A 17,493-nucleotide genomic window follows, 5' to 3' on the forward strand; every position below is an offset into this window, starting at 1 on the left:
AACCAAAAAAGAGAAAATCAGACTACTGGACGATCACGTTCTTCTCCCCAAGGCGTTCTTTCAAATCACGCACCAGGGCAGGATGGATCTGACAACGGGACCCGACCCGCTTTTTGCAGTCCTCAAAATAGAGGATCACCTGGCTCTCTCCTGGGAAGAAGGACAACGCCAGCCGGATCTTCCGCAGACGGGGGTCCTCCCGGCTGGGCAGACGCAGCCACAGCTTCTCCTCTTTCCCCGCCTCCGGCTCCAGATCTCCCAGCGGCCGGATAGAGTCCACCATGATCTGGGGCTCCTTTTCGTCCCGGACGGAGATCTTTCCCGTCACCAGCACCGCACTGTTTTCCCGGATGTAGCTGCCGCTCTCATTGAGCACCCGTGAGAAGCACAGCAGTTCCATAGATGCGGTGTCGTCCTCCAGGTTGACATAAGCCATCAAGGTGTTGTTTCGGGTGGTGCGGGTTTTATAGGCGGAAATGACCCCGGCGATGGTTACACGCTGCTCGTCCCGGTACTGTCTGGGGCCGTCCTCCCTGGAAAAGTCGCCGAGGATGGAACCGATCGTCACCGCTCCCACAGCTTTGGCCTGCTCCCGGTACTGGTCCATAGGGTGGCCGGAGAGGTAAAGACCCGTGGTCTCCTTCTCCATGGTCATCAGCTCCTGGGGAGAATACTCAGGCAAATCGGGCAAATGGAGGGTGGGCAGCGGCGATGGGCTCTCTTCTCCCCCGCCAAAGCCAAACAGATCCATCTGGCCCTCCACATTCCGCTTGCGGCTGGCGGCAATGCCGTCCAGCACCTGGCCATAGACCTGCATAAGCTGAGAGCGGCGGTAGCCCATGGCGTCAAAGGCTCCGCTCTTGATGAGACTTTCCACCACCCGGCGGTTCAGGTCCTGGTCAAAAAGTCGATCGCAGAAATCCATAAAGTCTGTAAAGGCTCCGCCTTTACGCCGCTCCTCCAGCAGGCTATTGATCACCGCCCGGCCCACTCCCTTCAGGGCCACCAGGCCAAAGCGGATCCCTCCCTCCACCACGGTGAAGTCGGCGTCCGATTCGTTCACGTCCGGGGGCAGCAGAGGGATCCCCATGTCCCGGCACTCGGCGATGTAGTCGGCCACCTTCTCGGTGGAGTCCAGCACGGAGGTAAGCAGGGCGGCCATATACTCCTTCGGGTGGTGGCACTTAAACCAGGCCGTCTGATAGGCCACCACGGCGTAACAGACCGCATGCGCCTTGTTGAAGGCGTAGTTGGCAAAGTCGTTGATTTCGTCGTAGATGGACTCGGCCACGGCGGCGGGGACGCCGTTTTTCTCACAGCCGATAATATTCCGGGAGGGGTCCCCGTGGACAAAGGCAGCCCGCTCCCGCTCAATGTCCTTAGCCTTCTTCTTGGACATAGCCCGGCGCACCATATCCGCCTGTCCCAGGGAATAGCCAGCCAGCTGCTGGAAAATCTGGATCACCTGCTCCTGATAGACAATGCAGCCGTAGGTATTGGACAGGATGGGCACCAGAGAGGGGTGCTTATACGTGATTTTCCCTGGGTTATTTTTACAGGCAATAAACCGGGGAATGGAATCCATGGGGCCGGGGCGGTAGAGGGCAATGATGGCGGTGATGTCCTCGATGTTCTGGGGCTTCAGGCCCAGGCACACCCCTGTCATCCCCGCCGATTCCATCTGGAACACGCCGGCTGTTTTTCCCTCGGAAAGCATAGCCATAGTCGCCGGATCATTCTCAGGAATGGCTGCAAGGGTAAAGTCTTTTTCCTTGCTTTTCACCATGCGCATGGCATCGTCCAGAATGGTCAGGTTCCGCAGGCCCAGAAAGTCCATTTTCAGCAGCCCCAGCTCCTCCAGGGTGGTCATAATGTACTGGGTCACGGGCAGGCCATCGTTGGTGGCCAGAGGTACATAGTCGCACACTGGGCGGCTGGTGATGACTACGCCAGCGGCGTGGGTGGAGGTATTCCGGGGCATTCCCTCAATGGCCATGGCGGTGTCGATGAGCTTCTTCACCTTCTCATCCCCGTCATAGGCATCTTTCAGCTGCTTGGACAGCTTCAGAGCATCCTCCAGGGTGATGTGCAGGGCACCCGGACCACTGGGAATGAGTTTCGCCACCGCGTCCACGTCCCCATAGGGCATGCCCAGCACCCGTCCCACGTCCCGCACGGACCCCCGTGCGGCCATGGTACCAAAGGTGACGATCTGAGCCACATGGTCGGAGCCATATTTTCGATTTACATAATCAATGACTTCCTGCCGGCGGCGGATGCAGAAGTCAATGTCGATATCCGGCATGGACACCCGCTCCGGGTTCAGAAAACGCTCGAAGTAGAGGCTATATTTCATGGGGTCCAGGTCGGTGATGTTCAAACAGTAGGACACCATGGACCCCGCCGCCGAGCCGCGGCCCGGCCCCACGGGGATGCCGTTTCCCTTGGCAAAGGCGATAAAGTCCGAGACGATGAGGAAGTAGTCCACAAAGCCCATCTTTCGGATCATGTCCATCTCGTACTGGAGCTGTTTGCGGTACTCCTCCGGTCCATCCGGATAGCGCCGGGCAAACCCGTCCAGACAGAGCTTTTTGAAATAGGCCTCTCCATCGGTCCAGCCCTCAGGCAGCTGGAAATGGGGCAGGTGGTATTTGCCGAACTCAAACTCCACGTTGCACAGCTGGGCAATTTTTGCGGTGTTCTCCAGCGCCTCCGGATGGTTGGGAAACAGGGCGGCCATCTCGCCCTCTGACTTTACATAAAACTCCCGTGTTTCAAAGCGCATCCGGTTGGGCTCGTCCAGGGTCTTGCCCGTCTGGATGCACATAAGGATGTCCTGCATCTCCGCATCCTCCCGGCGGAGATAGTGGGCATCGTTGGTGGCGATGAGGGGAATGCCCGTCTCCTCATGGAGGCGGAGCAGGCCCGCGTTCACCCGCTTCTGAGCGGCAATGCCGTGGTCCTGGAGCTCCAGGTAGTAGCCGTCCTCTCCGAACAGCTCCCGCATCTCCAACGCCACCGCTTTGGCCCCCTCATAGTCATCGGCCAGGAGCAGACGGGGAATCTCTCCTCCCAGACAGGCGGAACAGGCGATCAGTCCGCCGCAGTGCTCCCGCAGCAGGTCCATATCAATGCGGGGCTTGATGTAAAACCCCTCCAGATAGGCCTGGGAGACCATGTAGGAGAGGTTGCGGTACCCCTCTTCATTCCGGCACAAAAGCACCAGATGACGGGCCTCCGCGTCAAACTCGTGGACCTTTTGGAAGCGGGTACGGCCCCGAGGCGCCACATAGACCTCGCAGCCAATGATGGGTTTGATCCCCTCGGCCTTACAGGCGCGATAGAAGTCGATGACTCCATACATGCACCCATGGTCGGTGATGGCCACTGCCTCCTGGCCCAGCTCCTTTACCTGCTGGACCAGCTTCTTGATCCGGCAGGCCCCGTCCAACAGGGAAAATTCCGTATGCAGATGTAGATGGACAAAGGACATAGGTTCTCCTCTCTCAGAGTCCGGCGCAGGTGTTCCTTCAGGCGGTCTCTTCCACCGGGAATCCCACAAAGCCGGACTGATCATTTACACTGTAAAGCCCGTAAAAGGGCAGCTGCTCGGGCACATCCCCAGAAAAGGCGGATGTGGCCCAGGACAGAAATTCTTCGGGCAGGTCCTTCGTCTCTGCCCCCGGCAGATAGAGCCAGACCTCCTGGGCCCGCTCCAGGCCGTTTGGCTCGGCAGAGACGTACTTGATCCCCTCTTCATAGGTAACCTCTCCCGGCTCCTTCTGGGTGGACAGGTACTCCAGCTCCATAGTCCAAAAGTGGTCATCCACCTTGCCGGGCTGGGAAAAGCTGCCGGAAAAATCACAGACATAGATTGTCCCATTGGGGTTCTCCTCCCCCATGTCTCCCAGGTCTGTATCCTCATAGCGGCCCGTAAAGGAGCCGTCGCTCTGAAGGCTCAGCTGGGTGCTCCAGCCCCCTGCGCCGCTGGAATAGACAAAGTTCAGCACCCCTGACGCTGTCAAGGGATTTTCCTGTTCAGTTTCTGTATTTTCAAGGGTTTCAGTCTGGCTTGACGAGGCGGTATTTGTTTCTTTGTTGGCACACCCAGCCCCCAGCAGCAAAGCAAGGGCCAGCGCGGCAGCCAGTAGTTTTTTCATGGTATGTTCTCCCGGCTCAGGCCTCTTCCTGGGCAGCCTCCTCCAGAGTCTCCCCAGTCAGGCGGTATACCGTCCACTCATCCATGGGAACGGCTTGCATGCGCTTGGTATAAAAGTCGATGGAGGGAGTGTTCCAGTCCAGGCAGGACCACTCCAGCCGCCCGCAGCCCCGCTCCACGGCAATGTGGGCCAGGTGCTTGAGCAGGGCCTTGCCATAGCCGTGGCCACGCTCCTCGGGCAGAACGAACAGGTCCTCCAGATAAATGCCCGCCCGGCCCAGGAAGGTGGAAAAGTTATGGAAAAACAGGGCAAAGCCCACTTCTTTCCCCCCGTGGACGGCAAAGATCACCTCTGCCTTTTTCTTTTCAAAGAGCCACTCCCGCAAAATTTCCGGGGTGGCCACCACCTGGTCGGCCATATGTTCATACTCCGCCAGGGCACGGATAAAGGATAAAATCAGCTCCTCGTCCCCTTGGACGGCAGAGCGAAAGGTACAGTTTGCCATTGGTATCTCTCCTATTTCAGTATTGCGGTTCAGGACTCTTTGCCCAGCTCCACCAATTTTCTCAGGCGGTGGTTCAGGGCGGATTTGGTAATCGGCGGGTCGAAACGTTCCGCCAGCTGGCTGAGGGTGTCCTCTGGATGGGCCAGACGCAGTGCGGCAGCCTCCCGAAGCTTATCCGGCAGGGCGATCATCTCTCCCCGCTCCTCCAGGCGGCGGATGGCGTCCAGCTGGGCCATGGCGGCCTCCACCGCCTTGTCCAGATTGGCCGCGTCACAATTCACCCGTCGGTTGACGCTCCCCCGCAGGTCCTTCTCCAGCTTTGCGTTCATCACTTCCATGGCGGCCAGAGGGGCGCCCACACAGGTAAGGAAATCCTCAATGCGGTTGCTCTGCTTGAAATAGATCACCGAATTTCCCTTGCGCTGGGCCGCCTTAGGCTCCAGCTCCTGCTCCCGCATCAGGGCCAGCACCTCCCGGCTGACGCTGTGGTGGGCGGTGGCCAGCTCCAGGTGGTATCCCTTTCTGGGGTCGGTGACCGACCCGCCCGCCAGAAAGGCACCCCGGAGAAATGACGCCCGGCAGCACGCCTCCTCCACCACAGCAAAGTTTACATGGAGGGCCAGCGCTCCCTGGTCTGCACCAAATATATGGTGGATCTCCTCAATTTTTTCCGGCTGTGTAATGGAAAAAACCTTTTTTCCTTCCCCCTCCGGCAGATGGTCAAAGCTCAGGCGAAAGGCCTTTTTAAACAGCACCGGCAGGCGCTGGGCAAAGGCTTCGTTCTCTGTCACGACCCGGATCTCCCGTGGGCTGAAGGTATTGCAGTAGAGCAGTACGCCGTAGGCCTCCGCCTGGATGCAGCACTTGCGCCCCAGAGGGGCGCGGCACAGTTCACTTTTTACGTCTCCGGCAAAGGACATGGTCATTCCTCCAAAATATAGCGCCGCGCTCCGTGGAAAATACGCACCGCACGGCGGCGGTAGATCTCCAACAGGGCCTCGGCCAGCTTGTCCGGGTCGTGGCGGGCAAAGTTCCCCCCCTCCCAGGCCACCGGCCGCTCCACCAGTTCAAAGCCCATGGCTGCGATCCGCTCCCGGTCCACATACAGGGGGGCGGCATCCTCTTGGCTGTACTTATCCACCAGATTCTGGGGTACGGCGGCGGAATTGGCCAGGCACAGATCCACCAGCCCCGGCTCACCGTGTACCATCAGGGCTTCCAGATGGTCGGCGGCGGTGTAACCTTCGGTCTCTCCGTCCTGGGTCATAATATTGCATACATAAATTTTGGGGGCATCGGACTGGGCAATGGCATGGGCCACCCCTTCCACCAGCAGGTTGGGGATGACGCTGGTATAGAGGCTCCCAGGACCCAGCACGATGAGGTCCGCCTCTCCGATGGCCTCCAGGGCCGCAGGGGTAGCTTCGGGCCGCTCCGGGATCAGGGCCACATGGTGGATGCGGCAGTCCTGCTCCTTTTTGCAGGCATAGATTTTCGATTCTCCTATCACGCTGGCCCCATTTTCAAACACGGCCTCCAGCTGCACATCGGCGCTGGTCACCGGAATGACCCGTCCGGTGATGGCCAGAACATGGCTCATCTGGGTCACCGCTTCCTCAAAGGAACCGGTGATGCCATTCAGAGCCGCTAGAATCAGGTTGCCGAAGGACTGTCCCGCCAGGCTCCCCTCGGTAAAGCGGTAGGTAAGCAGCTTTTCCATCACCGGCTCGGTGTTGGCCAGAGCCTCCATACAGTGGCGGATGTCCCCCGGAGGGGGCATCCCAAGGTCCTGGCGGAGGATCCCCGACCCTCCCCCGTCATCGGCCACGGTAACAATGGCGGTGAGGTTCTTGGTGTATTTTTTCAGGCCCCGCAGCATGGTAGACAGTCCCGTCCCGCCGCCCACCGCGACGATCTTCGGGCCCCGCTCCCACTGCTGAAGGTTTGGATACTGATTTGACATGGATGTTCCTCCATTTTTATGTTCAGGTGCGGCCCAGATCCCGGTGGCTCTCTGCCACGGACCAGCCCTCTGCCCGGATCTTTTCCGACAGGGCGTGGGCAATGGCCACCGAGCGGTGGTGTCCGCCAGTACAGCCTATGGCAATGACCAGTGCGGTCTTGCCCTCCTCCTCATACCGGGGCAGCAGCCAGCCCAGCAGATTCCACAGCCGCTCCAAAAAGTCCTCTGCCTGGCCGCCGTGGAACACATAGTCCCGCACCCCCTGCTCAAGGCCTGTGTGGGCCCGCAGATCGGCCATATAGTAAGGGTTGGGCAAAAACCGCACGTCAAAGACCAGATCAGCCTCCATGGGCAGGCCGTGCTTGAAGCCGAAGGAAAAGACCCGCACATCCATCCGCCCCTCGGCGCTGCCTTCCCGGCCGAACAGCCGGCGCAATTCCCCCTTCAGCTTGGCCGTGGAGAGGTTGCTGGTGTCGATGATGTACTCCGCCCGCTCCCGCAGGGGAGCGAGCATCTTCCGCTCCAGGGCAATGGCCTGCTCCAAGCTGTCGCACTGCTCCTCCAGGGGGTGGCTGCGGCGGCTCTCTTTATAGCGCTTGATGATCACCGCATCGGAAGCCTCCATAAAGAGGATGCGGTAGGAACACTTCATCCGCTTTAAATCCTCCAGGGCCTGGAAGAGCCCGTCAAAGTTGGTACCGCCCCGAATATCGGTCACCAGCACCACCCGGTCGTACTCTCCGGCTCCGGCCATGCCCAGTTCCGCAAACTTGGGAATCAGCGGAGCGGGCAGATTGTCCACACAGAAAAAATCCATATCCTCCATAAAGGAGGCAGCTTTGCTTTTTCCGGCTCCGGACAGGCCCGAAATGATGACAAATTCCATTGAAAACACCTCTTTTGTACAAGACCAGGTTACTGGAGAAGTTTCACTTCCATCTCCAGCTCCACGCCGGTTTTTTCCCGCACAATGGTCCTTACCCGGTCCACCAACATCAGGATATCCTCACAGGTGGCTCCTCCCCGGTTGACTACAAAGCCCGCATGCTTTTCGGACACCTGGGCGCCCCCCACCAGGAAACCTTTCAGGCCGCACTGGTCAATGAGGGCGGCGGCATAATGTCCTGGGGGCCGCTTAAACATGGACCCAGCGCTGGGATACTCCAGGGGCTGTTTCGCCTGGCGCTGGGCAGACAGCTCCTCCATCCGCGCCAAAATGGCCTGCGGATCTCCTGGGGTCAACTCCAGCCGGGCGGAAAGGACCATACGCCGGCCATCGGAAAAGGCACTGCGGCGATACCCAAAGTCAAAGTCTGTGACCTCCTCGGTCTCCCCCGCCTCATTGAGGCAGGTGACCGAACACACCACATCTTTCAGCTCTCCCCCATAGGCTCCGGCGTTCATGGTGACCCCGCCTCCCAGGCTTCCGGGGATCCCGTGGGCAAATTCCAGCCCGGACAGGCCCTCTCCCTGTGCAAAGCGGGCCAGACGGGCCAGGGTAATCCCCCCGCCGGCTGCCAGGGCATTTCCCTGCCGCTCCACCCAGTCAAGGCCGGTCGTCTTGATCAGAAACCGTTCCACGCCCCGGTCCGGTACCAGCAGATTGGATCCATTTCCCAGGAAAAAGGGGGCGATCCCCAACTCATGGGCCGCTGCAACGGCCGCCCGTGCCTCCTGCTCCGTCTTAGGAAGGGCCATCAGGGCACAGGGACCGCCCACCCGAAAGGTAGTGTGACGGCTCATGGGCTCTTCTGCCCGCAGCTCCAGCTGGGGACACAGCGCAGCCAGATGCTCCCTCAGCGCTTCAAACTCTTTCATATTTCCTCCTCATGAGAGAACTCGATACGAAGTCATTATAACAAAACTTTTTCTAAAATAGAATAGCTCCCGCAAAAAAAGCAGGACCCAGGCATCGCCCAGGTCCCGCAGCGTATCGTCCATGGGACTATGCCCCCTTGGACGAAATATTTTTACATCATATTGCACAGCAGAGCCGCGCCCACGACTCCCGCGTCATTGCCCAGAGAAGCCTTCTCCAGCCGGGTGGGGCGGGTTTTATCAAAGGAACCTTGCTTCACCAGCTCCTGGAGCGGCTCCAGCAGCAGGTCGTCCTCCGCATTGCTGATGCCGCCGCCCAGACAGATGATCTCAGGCTGGAGGACATTGATCAGGTTAATGATGCCGATGGACAGCCCCTGGAGGTAGACACCCAGCACCCGCTTGGCCGCCGGGTCTCCCAGACGGGCACCCTGGAATGCGGTACGGCCCTGGACCTTGAACCGGTCGCCCTCACACAGCTCCCACATCACGCTGCTCTTATCCTTCTCCATCTCCGCCTGAGTCAGACGGATGAGGGCGGTGGCAGAACCGTACTGCTCCCAGCAGCCCCGGTTGCCGCAGCCACACAGCACGCCGTTGGGCTTGATGATCATGTGGCCAACTTCCATGCCGGAGTTGGCATAGCCCGTAAAGAGCTTGCCATTGGCTACCAGACCTCCGCCGATGCCGGTGCCCAGCGTGACCACCACAGCAGGGTCACAGCCCTTGGCCGCGCCGGCCCAGTACTCACCAACCGCGGCACAGTTTGCATCATTGGCCAGGAAAACAGGGACATTCCAAACCTCCTGGAAGAGCTTGCGGAAGGGAGTATCGGAGAAGGCCATGTTGGGCGTCTGGATCACCATTCCCGTGTCATTGTCCACCAGGCCGGGCAGACCCACGCCGACTGCCTCAATTTCCTCATAGGGCACCGCGCCCATTTCACAGACCTTCTGGGCCAGGCGGGCCAGCTCATGACACAGCTCCTCCGCCGTCATGGACTTGTCCACCGGGTGGCTCACCTTGTCCAGGATGTGTCCCTTCTCATTCACCAGACCGGCCACCAGGTTGGTGCCGCCCACATCAATGCCGATATAATACATCTCATTTTCCCCCTTCTTCTATCGTCTGAAAATGCCGATCCATCCGATGGGTCAGCTCCAGAGCCGCGTTGTGCCCCATTTTCCGGTTGCGGTTGTTCATAGCCGCCACTTCCACAATGCTGGCCAGATTCCGGCCGGGCTTCACCGGAATGGTGACAGCGGGCACCTTTACCCCCATGATCTCGGTAAAGGCAGATTCCAGGCCAAAGCGGTCGTACACCGCGTTGTCGTCCCAGGGCTCCAGATTGACTACCAGGTCGATCTGCTGGCTCATCTTGATGGCTCCCATACCCATCAGACGGCTCACATCCACCACGCCGATCCCCCGCAGCTCCATATATCCCTGGATGAGCTCCGGTGCGCTGGCCACCAATGTTTTGTGGTTGGTCATCTTAATGACCACCGCGTCGTCAGCAATGAGGCGGTGTCCGCGCTTCAGAAGCTCAATGGCAACCTCACTTTTGCCCACGCCCGACTCCCCCTGGAAGAGGACGCCCTCGCCATAGATTTCCATCATTACCCCAGAGCGGGTAATTTGCGGGGCAAGGTGATTATATAGACTGCTGATCAGGGCGCTCATAAATTCCGAAGTCTGCACATGGGTACGCAGGATCGTCCGGTCATGCTTGTCCGCCATCTCCATACACTCCCGCGTAGGCTCCAGCCCACGGGTCAGGATCAGGGCGGGGACGGGATAGGACAGCAGCCGGTCAAAGCTGTCCCGCCGCTGCTGGGGGGTCATACCGTTCACATAGGTGCTCTCCGTCAGGCCGATGAGCAGCAGGCGTTCGGTGTCAAAATGCTCAAAAAATCCGGTCAGCGGAAGCCCCGGCCGGTTTACGTCCAGGGTACGCAGGGGCACATTCTCATAATCGGGTCCCTTGCGCAGGATCTCCAGGTCAAACTCCTGGATGATCTCTCCCAGTCGGACACTGCTGACAGTTTCTGTCATAGCTTAATTCCCCTCTCTGCCTGGGCACAAATTCTCCTTTCACCCTGTGCCCGTTTCGTGATTATTAGTATAGACCAAAATCTTTATTTAGGCAAGAAAAAGCCGTGTGGGAAGAGTTTCGATTTTCCCAGGAAATTTTAAAAAAAGTTCTTGCATTCCGTCGGACTTTCTGGTATCATATCAGTCGAAGCTTTTTTGGAAAGCGATTCTCATAGCGAGGAGGTAAGCAACATGGCCAAATGCGAATTCTGCGACAAGGGCGTCACCTTCGGCATTCAGGTGTCCCACTCTCATCGCCGCTCCAACCGCACCTGGAAGCCTAACGTGAAGCGCGTGAAGGCGATCGTGAAGGGCACTCCCACTCACGTGTACGTCTGCACCAGATGCCTCCGTTCCGGTAAGGTCACCCGCGCTGTGTGATTTGGAATTAGGCAATCTCAAAAACCTCTGTGTCACCGTACACAGAGGTTTTTTCCTTTCTCAGCGCAGTGAAAATGGACCACTCCGGCGGAGCGGTCCATTTTATCTCACTTAAACTGATTGCTCTCCCGGTCATAGGAAAAACCCATGGCCGCCAGCTTTTCACACAGGTCTTGGGGACACACGTCCTCCTGGGAGCACAGCTCCTCCAGACAGCCGCAGCCATCCCGCAGGCGGGTGTTGACCACACTGAGCAATATCACAGGGTCTTGGGGCAGCATAGTCCCTCCGTCAGCCCGGAGGCCAGGTCATATCCCGTCCGGACAGGACATGGAAGTGAAGATGGGGGACGGACTGGCCGGCCTGTTCGCCAATGTTGGAGACCACACGGTAGCTCTCCAGTCCCAGTTCCTTTGTCACCTTGGAGATGACCGCGAAAATGTGGGCCACCACGGTGGCGTTTTCCGGGGTGATCTCGGCCACAGAGGCAATGTGCATCTTGGGAATCACCAGAAAATGGGTGGGCGCCTGGGGGTCGATGTCGTAAAAGGCATAGACCGTCTCATCCTCATAGACCTTGTTGGACGGGATCTGGCCGTTTGCGATCTTACAAAACAGACAGTCAGACATAGGGTTACCTCCTTTATTGCTTGGTAAAACCATTGTACCCCTTTTTCCCGTGATTGCAAGCTATTTTTACTCCGCCGCCGGGGCAAGGCCCTCCAGAGAGAAGGTCTGGCCCAACAGAGTGACGGAAACCACATTCTCGGGCTGGATGATCTGTTCTGTCTGAAATACAAGGCGGCCTTCTCCAGACTCCGGATTATAGGTCTGGCTCACAGACTGGCTCATAGTCACCGAATCTCCGTTTGCCATATTTAACACCAGGCTTTCATATATGTCGGACAGCCCAGGAGGTCCCCACATCCGGGCGTCATGCGGGGTTCCGTTTACAAAGCAAGCCACACTGATGGGAGAAATATAGAGGCTTTCCAGTGTCATAGTTTCCTCGTCCACCTGGATTGGGCATCCCAGTTGGTAAGTCCATCCGCTGTCCTTTTCGGGCAATTGGATGGTAAACGTTCTCTGATCTCCCCGAAAATCTGCAATGATCCCTCGGCTCCCCCCCCGCGTAAGCCATGTGGGCCGCAGTGATATCTCACAGCCAATCAAGCTCTGCGTACCGGACTTCAAAAAAGTGGATGGGCCCCGCTGCCAAAGGAATGAAATCCGGTTATCTTCCGGGTTTTCATCCTCCAAAACGGTGGAACCGCTGACATAGCTCCCTACGCCCTCCCCATCCTCTGGTATGATTTCAGAGGCAAAATCAATAAAGCAGTCCTCCCCATTCATAACCGTTCCCTCCGGGCCGATCAGATCCACCAAAACGGCCAGCGAGTACCGATCCACCAGCACCTGCTCAACTTCCACCGTCCAGCCATTGTCATAGCTGTAACGTTCTCCCACCGAAACGACCCCTTCGGTAATCTGCTGCGCGTCTTGTTCGTCCCCACGAAACAGGGCCAGCAAACGCTGATCCACACCTGTCGCCACCGTAAAGGCACAGGCCATCAGCAGCAGAGCGGCGGCCACCAATACGGCGGTCATCTTCTTCATACGGCTCACAGGTTTGACCTCCTTTTGTTCTTCTAGGAGGCGGTCCAGCATAGCCTGTTCTTGTTCCGGGGTTGGCTTTACCTGGTCAAAGACCCGCTTCACTTCACATTTGTCCATACTCTTCCACCTCCAAAATCTCTTTCAGTTTCCATCTGGCCTGGACCAGCCAGGTGCGGACGGTAGAGGGATTTTTCCCCAGTATCTCCGCCGTCTCCAGGGCAGTATATCCCTGATAATAGTGGAGATAGAGCACCATGCGGTACTTTTCCGGCAAAGAGAGAATATACTCCCACAGCTCTCCGTCCTCGGGCTGCTCCCAGGTCAGGTTTTGCAGCGTCTCTTCACTTGCCCGGTTTTTCCTCCACCAGTGCTTCAGCTGATTTCTGCACTCATTTCGGGCAGTGACGATCAGCCAGGCCTTTTCGTGCTCCGGATCACGAAAGGGCTTTTCATACTCCATCACCTTGCGAAAGACAGTTTGGGTGGCATCTTCCGCATCCGGTACATTTTTCATCAGCATGAGGCAAATCTGATAGACCATACCCACATGCTTTCGGTAGAGGGCGGCCACTTCCTCTCCGGTGTGAACGGTTCCCATTCGGGACACCTCCTTCCCTGTCTCTCTGCCCATTACACAATCGGGCAGGACAAAATGTTGGCCCGAACGGAACTTTTTCATTTTTACTTATGTTATAACATGTTTTGGTTCTTCCCGTACAGATCCTCAACATTTCTCCTCCTATCTTTGTGTTGGATATAAAGCCGCTTTTTCCCCATAAAATAGTAACGGAGGACAAGTCATGCTCATCAAAAAACGCTGTCAACTGCTGGTTCTTCTCCTTCTGCTGGCCGCAACTGGTATTTCCACCGTCTTTGCCAGCCACGTTCCCCAACAGGTCTCTATCCCCATTCTCCTCTATCACGACATTCAGGACACAGGAGAAGGTGACAGTACGATCTCCAAAAAGGTGTTTTTATCCCACCTGGACGCCATCCAGAAGGCTGGGTATAACACCGTCACGTTTCAACAGGTCATCAGCTTTGTGAAACACGGGCTCTCTCTGCCCGAAAAGCCCATCCTCATCACCTTTGACGACGGCTATCTGAGCAACTATAAAATTGCCTGGCCCGCGCTTCGCGCCCGTGGCATGGTAGGCACTATTTTTGTCATCGGCAGCTCAGTGGGCAAGGATACCTACAAGGACACCGGGGTCTCCACCATCCCTCATTTTACATATGGGCAGGCCAGGGAGATGATCGACTCTGGAGTCATGTCCATCCAAAGCCACACCTATGACCTCCACCAGTACCGTCCTCTGGAGCTGGACGGCGGCCGGAAGGGGGTTTTGCCCAAGGAGGGAGAGACTGCCGAGGCTTACCTGCAGGTATTGCAGCAGGATTTCCAGCGTTCAAAAGACACCTTGTATCAGAACACTGGAGCAATCATCCAGGTGTTGGCCTACCCCCACGGGCTTTACACCCAGGACAGCGAGGCCATCAGCACCCAGCTTGGCTTTTCGGTTACTCTGACTACCCAGGCAAAGCCGGCCCTTGTACGGCACAATGACCCAGACAGTCTGCACCTGATGGGACGGTATTCCATAGACGACTGTACCCCTCAGGAGCTGTTGGCACTGATTCAGGCATAATAAAATCCCCGCTGCATTGCAGCGGGGATTTTTTACACGCCTCACGGCGCGGCTCGCTCTCGCTCGCTGGGCGGCTTACAGACCCAACTTCATGGAAACCACATTGTCTACCATGGCCAGCGCGTTATCCACCATCAGCGGATCCTTGCCGCCGCCCATGGCGGAGTCGGGCTTGCCGCCGCCAGAACCACCGGCAATGGCGGAGACCTGCTTGATGATGTCGCCGGCCTTTACGCCCTTGGCAACGGCCTGCTTGCCGCACACGGCCAGGAAGGTGATCTTCTCCCCGGTCACAGCGGCTAGAACAGCCACCACATTGGGCTCCTTGTCCTTCAGGAAATCGCCCATGCTGCGCAGCTTGCCCGCATCGGCCTCAGCAACGGTGGCGGTAAGCACCTTCAAGCCGCCAACCTCGTGAGCGCCAAAGAGGAAACGCTCTGCCTGACCCATGGCCTCACGAGTCTTGAACTTCTCCACGGCCTGGCGCAGCTCCTTCACCTCGCCCATCAGGACCTCTGCCTTCTCACGCAGCTCGCCGGGCTTGGCCTTGATGGCAGCAGCGGCCTGGAAGAGCATCTCCTGGTTGCGGTTCATAACTTCCAGGGAAGCCCGGCCGGTGGTGGCCTCAATACGGCGCACGCCGCTGGCCACGGAGAACTCGCTGGAGATATGGAACACACCAACCTTCGCAGTATTATCCAGGTGCGTGCCGCCGCAGAACTCCACGGAATAGCCCTCGCCCATGTCAACCACACGGACGGTATCGCCGTACTTCTCACCAAACAGGGCGATGGCCCCACGCTTCTTGGCCTCCTCAATGGGCAGCACATCGGTGTGGATGTCGTAGCCCTCCAGCACGGCCTCGTTGACCATGGCGGACACCTTGGCCAGCTCCTCGGCCGTCATGGCAGAGAAGTGGGTAAAGTCAAAGCGCAGACGGTCCTCCTCCACCAGGGAGCCAGCCTGATGGACGTGGTCGCCCAGTACGGTACGCAGGGCTTTGTCCAGCAGGTGGGTGGCGGAGTGGGCACGCATAACGGCCTTGCGCCGGGACACATCAATAGCGGCGGAGACCGTGTCGCCCACCTTCAGCACACCCTCGGTCACCTTGCCGTAGTGCATATACTTGCCACCCTTGTTCTTCTGCACGTCGGTCACCTGGAAGGAGATGCCATCGGCAGAAATGGTGCCGTGGTCGGCCACCTGGCCGCCCATCTCCGCATAGAAGGGGGTCTTGTCCAGCACCACGATGCCCTCAACGCCGGGCATAAGCTCCTCAGCCTGCTCATTCTCCACGACCAGGGCAACGACCTTGGCGTCGTCGATGGCGGTATTTTCATACCCCACAAACTGGGTCTCGGGCACGTCCTTTCCAAACTCCACGCCGGCCCAACCCAGGTCACCCAGGGCCTCACGGGCCTTCCGGGCCCGCTGGCGCTGCTCGTCCATCTGCTTGTGGAACTCCGCCTCGTCCAGCTTCATGCCCTGTTCTTCCACCATCTCCAGGGTCAGGTCGATGGGGAAGCCATAGGTATCATAGAGCTTGAAGGCATCGGAGCCGGAGAAGGTCTGCTCGCCCTTGGCCTTGTGCTCGGCGAGCATGTCGTTGAAGATGCGCAGACCGCCGTCGATGGTCTTGGCGAAGTTCTCCTCCTCCACCCGGATGACCTTGGTGATATAGTCCTGGCGCTCCCGCAGCTCGGGGTAGTGGCCCTCATTCTCGTGGATGACGGTGTCACACACCTTGTAGAGGAAGGGCTCGTTGACGCCCAGGAGCTTGCCGTGGCGGGCTGCCCGGCGCAGCAGGCGGCGCAGCACATAGCCCCGGCCCTCGTTGGAGGGGAGCACGCCGTCGCAGATCATAAAGGTGGCGGAACGGATATGGTCGGTAATGACCCGGAGGGACACATCCGTGGCATGGCTCTGGCCATAGGAAGCGCCGGTGAGCTCGGTAACCTTGGAGGTGATGTTCATGACGGTGTCCACATCAAAGAGGGAGGGCACACCCTGGCATACGCAAGCCAGACGCTCCAGTCCCATGCCGGTGTCGATATTCTTCTGCTTCAGCTCGGTATAGTGGCCCTCGCCGTCGTTGTCAAACTGAGAGAACACCACGTTCCAGACCTCGATATACCGGTCGCAGTCGCAGCCCACGGTACATCCGGGCTTGCCGCAGCCCCACTGCTCTCCGCGGTCGTAGTAGATCTCGGAACAGGGGCCGCAGGGGCCGGAACCATGCTCCCAGAAGTTGTCGGCCTTGCCAAACTTGAAAATGTGGTCGGCAGGGATGCCGATCTCCTCATGCCAGATGCGGAAGGCCTCGTCATCGGCGGGGGTCGTCTCGTTGCCGGCAAAGACGGAGGGATAGAGGCGGCTGGGATCCAGGCCAACCCATTCCTTGCTGGTCAGAAACTCCCAGGCCCAGTGAATGGCGTCCTTTTTGAAGTAGTCACCGAAGGAGAAGTTGCCCAGCATCTCAAAGTAGGTGCCGTGGCGGGCGGTCTTGCCGATGTTCTCAATATCGCCGGTGCGGATGCACTTCTGGCAGGTGGTCACCCGGTGGCGGGGAGGCTCCTGCTCGCCGGTAAAGAAGGGCTTCATGGGAGCCATACCGGAGTTGATGAGCAGCAGGCTGGCATCGTTCTGGGGGATCAGGGAAAAGCTGGGCAGGCGCAGGTGTCCCTTCGTCTCAAAGAAAGACAGGAACATCTCACGCAGCTCATTGAGTCCATAGGGTTTGGGATCGTACATGGGAATTACCTCCAAATTGTTTAATTTTGTCCAATTTCAAGTCCAATCAGGTTCAAATCCGGGTCAAACGCCACACGAAACCTTACATTTTCCTTTGAATATTCGCAATAGATGACCGCAATGCCGTGATCTTCCCCCTCCGTACTGCCGGTGGCCAGTGTGTCCTTCACTTTTTTAAAGTCTCCGGCACCCTTGGTTTCCGATTCCATCAGGTTTTTCACGTTGTCTACTGTCAAGTTCTCCCGGATATCCTCGCGGAAACGGTCGTAGACCTGCTGGTAATCTGCTTCCATCAGCAGATCCACCACTTCCTGCCCGGCGGAAAGGAGTGTTTCCTCGTCCATCCCATCCGGAAGCGGTTTCCCCTTACATCCAGTCAGCAGAAACAGGGCCAGCACGCCGACCAGCATCAGCAAAAGCCCGGTTCTTCTCTTCTTCATATTCCACCTCCTACAATATAGTTACGGTTTAAGGCGCGGCAGCCAGCCGCGTCTTTTTCCATCTCAAAGCTGAAGCTGTTAGAATGGGAGAGTAAATGGTCTGACAGTAATCACC

17 protein-coding genes are annotated in these 17,493 nt (G+C 58.1%); 2 read left to right on the top strand and 15 right to left on the bottom strand.

Features of this window, described 5'->3' with window-relative positions:
• Window positions 1-22: 22 nt before the first annotated feature.
• The 9 genes from ACTQ3R_RS03620 to hprK all read right to left on the bottom strand — a co-directional run bounded on the left by ACTQ3R_RS03620 (window position 23) and on the right by hprK (window position 10,501).
• Window positions 23-3,493: a DNA polymerase III subunit alpha gene (locus ACTQ3R_RS03620; RefSeq protein WP_441778033.1), complete on the bottom strand. Its 3,471-nt coding sequence runs from the start codon at window positions 3,491-3,493 to the stop codon at window positions 23-25.
• 37 nt (window positions 3,494-3,530) lie between these two features.
• A complete protein-coding gene (locus ACTQ3R_RS03625) occupies window positions 3,531-4,160 on the bottom strand; it encodes a hypothetical protein (RefSeq protein ID WP_441778034.1) in 630 nt (209 codons plus the stop codon).
• 16 nt (window positions 4,161-4,176) lie between these two features.
• Window positions 4,177-4,665 carry a GNAT family N-acetyltransferase gene (locus ACTQ3R_RS03630; protein ID WP_441778035.1) on the bottom strand — a complete coding sequence of 163 codons (489 nt, stop codon included), beginning with the start codon at window positions 4,663-4,665 and terminating at the stop codon, window positions 4,177-4,179.
• Window positions 4,666-4,694: 29 nt separating this feature from the next.
• Window positions 4,695-5,585, bottom strand: coding sequence for a DNA-binding protein WhiA (gene whiA, locus ACTQ3R_RS03635; protein ID WP_441778036.1), 891 nt, complete (start codon window positions 5,583-5,585; stop codon window positions 4,695-4,697).
• 2 nt (window positions 5,586-5,587) lie between these two features.
• A complete protein-coding gene (locus ACTQ3R_RS03640; RefSeq protein WP_441778037.1) occupies window positions 5,588-6,628 on the bottom strand; it encodes a gluconeogenesis factor YvcK family protein in 1,041 nt (346 codons plus the stop codon).
• Window positions 6,629-6,650: 22 nt separating this feature from the next.
• Window positions 6,651-7,514: an RNase adapter RapZ gene (gene rapZ, locus ACTQ3R_RS03645; protein WP_441778038.1), complete on the bottom strand. Its 864-nt coding sequence runs from the start codon at window positions 7,512-7,514 to the stop codon at window positions 6,651-6,653.
• Between the two features lie 29 nt (window positions 7,515-7,543).
• Window positions 7,544-8,446: a UDP-N-acetylmuramate dehydrogenase gene (gene murB / locus ACTQ3R_RS03650; protein WP_441778039.1), complete on the bottom strand. Its 903-nt coding sequence runs from the start codon at window positions 8,444-8,446 to the stop codon at window positions 7,544-7,546.
• 152 nt (window positions 8,447-8,598) lie between these two features.
• The gene (locus ACTQ3R_RS03655; RefSeq protein WP_441778040.1) at window positions 8,599-9,549 is read right to left on the bottom strand and encodes an ROK family protein; all 951 of its coding nucleotides are present in this window, start codon (window positions 9,547-9,549) and stop codon (window positions 8,599-8,601) included.
• 1 nt (window position 9,550) lies between these two features.
• The gene (hprK, locus tag ACTQ3R_RS03660; RefSeq protein WP_441778041.1) at window positions 9,551-10,501 is read right to left on the bottom strand and encodes an HPr(Ser) kinase/phosphatase; all 951 of its coding nucleotides are present in this window, start codon (window positions 10,499-10,501) and stop codon (window positions 9,551-9,553) included.
• Between the two features lie 231 nt (window positions 10,502-10,732).
• Here hprK and rpmB point away from each other — a divergent pair, with 231 nt between their 5' ends.
• A complete protein-coding gene (rpmB, locus tag ACTQ3R_RS03665; RefSeq protein ID WP_087288054.1) occupies window positions 10,733-10,921 on the top strand; it encodes a 50S ribosomal protein L28 in 189 nt (62 codons plus the stop codon).
• Window positions 10,922-11,028: 107 nt separating this feature from the next.
• On the opposite strand, the gene ACTQ3R_RS03670 is transcribed toward rpmB, so the two are convergent.
• The 4 genes from ACTQ3R_RS03670 to ACTQ3R_RS03685 form a co-directional block, all read right to left on the bottom strand.
• Window positions 11,029-11,202: a DUF4250 domain-containing protein gene (locus tag ACTQ3R_RS03670; protein WP_441778042.1), complete on the bottom strand. Its 174-nt coding sequence runs from the start codon at window positions 11,200-11,202 to the stop codon at window positions 11,029-11,031.
• A 10-nt stretch (window positions 11,203-11,212) separates the two neighbouring features.
• Window positions 11,213-11,551 (bottom strand): histidine triad nucleotide-binding protein, encoded by a 339-nt coding sequence (locus ACTQ3R_RS03675; RefSeq protein ID WP_441778043.1) that lies wholly within the window; start codon window positions 11,549-11,551, stop codon window positions 11,213-11,215.
• 66 nt (window positions 11,552-11,617) lie between these two features.
• Window positions 11,618-12,655: a hypothetical protein gene (locus tag ACTQ3R_RS03680; protein WP_441778044.1), complete on the bottom strand. Its 1,038-nt coding sequence runs from the start codon at window positions 12,653-12,655 to the stop codon at window positions 11,618-11,620.
• Window positions 12,642-13,136, bottom strand: coding sequence for an RNA polymerase sigma factor (locus ACTQ3R_RS03685; RefSeq protein WP_441778045.1), 495 nt, complete (start codon window positions 13,134-13,136; stop codon window positions 12,642-12,644). Before ACTQ3R_RS03685 ends, ACTQ3R_RS03680 begins: the two co-directional genes overlap by 14 nt.
• Window positions 13,137-13,338: 202 nt before the next feature.
• Between ACTQ3R_RS03685 and ACTQ3R_RS03690 the strand changes: the two genes are divergently transcribed.
• Window positions 13,339-14,187 (top strand): polysaccharide deacetylase family protein, encoded by an 849-nt coding sequence (locus tag ACTQ3R_RS03690; protein ID WP_441778046.1) that lies wholly within the window; start codon window positions 13,339-13,341, stop codon window positions 14,185-14,187.
• Between the two features lie 75 nt (window positions 14,188-14,262).
• Here the strand turns inward: ACTQ3R_RS03690 and alaS are convergent, their stop codons facing one another.
• On the bottom strand, window positions 14,263-16,938 hold the full coding sequence (gene alaS / locus ACTQ3R_RS03695; protein ID WP_441778047.1) for an alanine--tRNA ligase: 2,676 nt from the start codon (window positions 16,936-16,938) through the stop codon (window positions 14,263-14,265).
• A gap of 20 nt (window positions 16,939-16,958) precedes the next feature.
• Complete coding sequence (locus tag ACTQ3R_RS03700) at window positions 16,959-17,378, bottom strand: DUF3887 domain-containing protein (protein WP_441778048.1); 420 nt, start codon at window positions 17,376-17,378, stop codon at window positions 16,959-16,961.
• Window positions 17,379-17,493: the final 115 nt, after the last annotated feature.

Source organism: Lawsonibacter sp. LCP25S3_E2 (genome assembly GCF_052117285.1).
Classification (GTDB): Bacteria; Bacillota; Clostridia; order Oscillospirales; family Oscillospiraceae; genus Lawsonibacter.

Bases quoted from the DNA above. Each gene is read 5' to 3' on its own strand.
- ACTQ3R_RS03620 (WP_441778033.1), bottom strand. From the start codon at position 3,493: ATGTCCTTTGTCCATCTACATCTGCATACGGAATTTTCCCTGTTGGAC.
- ACTQ3R_RS03625 (WP_441778034.1), bottom strand. From the start codon at position 4,160: ATGAAAAAACTACTGGCTGCCGCGCTGGCCCTTGCTTTGCTGCTGGGG.
- ACTQ3R_RS03630 (WP_441778035.1), bottom strand. From the start codon at position 4,665: ATGGCAAACTGTACCTTTCGCTCTGCCGTCCAAGGGGACGAGGAGCTG.
- whiA (WP_441778036.1), bottom strand. From the start codon at position 5,585: ATGTCCTTTGCCGGAGACGTAAAAAGTGAACTGTGCCGCGCCCCTCTG.
- ACTQ3R_RS03640 (WP_441778037.1), bottom strand. From the start codon at position 6,628: ATGTCAAATCAGTATCCAAACCTTCAGCAGTGGGAGCGGGGCCCGAAG.
- rapZ (WP_441778038.1), bottom strand. From the start codon at position 7,514: ATGGAATTTGTCATCATTTCGGGCCTGTCCGGAGCCGGAAAAAGCAAA.
- murB (WP_441778039.1), bottom strand. From the start codon at position 8,446: ATGAAAGAGTTTGAAGCGCTGAGGGAGCATCTGGCTGCGCTGTGTCCC.
- ACTQ3R_RS03655 (WP_441778040.1), bottom strand. From the start codon at position 9,549: ATGTATTATATCGGCATTGATGTGGGCGGCACCAACCTGGTGGCCGGT.
- hprK (WP_441778041.1), bottom strand. From the start codon at position 10,501: ATGACAGAAACTGTCAGCAGTGTCCGACTGGGAGAGATCATCCAGGAG.
- rpmB (WP_087288054.1), top strand. From the start codon at position 10,733: ATGGCCAAATGCGAATTCTGCGACAAGGGCGTCACCTTCGGCATTCAG.
- ACTQ3R_RS03670 (WP_441778042.1), bottom strand. From the start codon at position 11,202: ATGCTGCCCCAAGACCCTGTGATATTGCTCAGTGTGGTCAACACCCGC.
- ACTQ3R_RS03675 (WP_441778043.1), bottom strand. From the start codon at position 11,551: ATGTCTGACTGTCTGTTTTGTAAGATCGCAAACGGCCAGATCCCGTCC.
- ACTQ3R_RS03680 (WP_441778044.1), bottom strand. From the start codon at position 12,655: ATGGACAAATGTGAAGTGAAGCGGGTCTTTGACCAGGTAAAGCCAACC.
- ACTQ3R_RS03685 (WP_441778045.1), bottom strand. From the start codon at position 13,136: ATGGGAACCGTTCACACCGGAGAGGAAGTGGCCGCCCTCTACCGAAAG.
- ACTQ3R_RS03690 (WP_441778046.1), top strand. From the start codon at position 13,339: ATGCTCATCAAAAAACGCTGTCAACTGCTGGTTCTTCTCCTTCTGCTG.
- alaS (WP_441778047.1), bottom strand. From the start codon at position 16,938: ATGTACGATCCCAAACCCTATGGACTCAATGAGCTGCGTGAGATGTTC.
- ACTQ3R_RS03700 (WP_441778048.1), bottom strand. From the start codon at position 17,378: ATGAAGAAGAGAAGAACCGGGCTTTTGCTGATGCTGGTCGGCGTGCTG.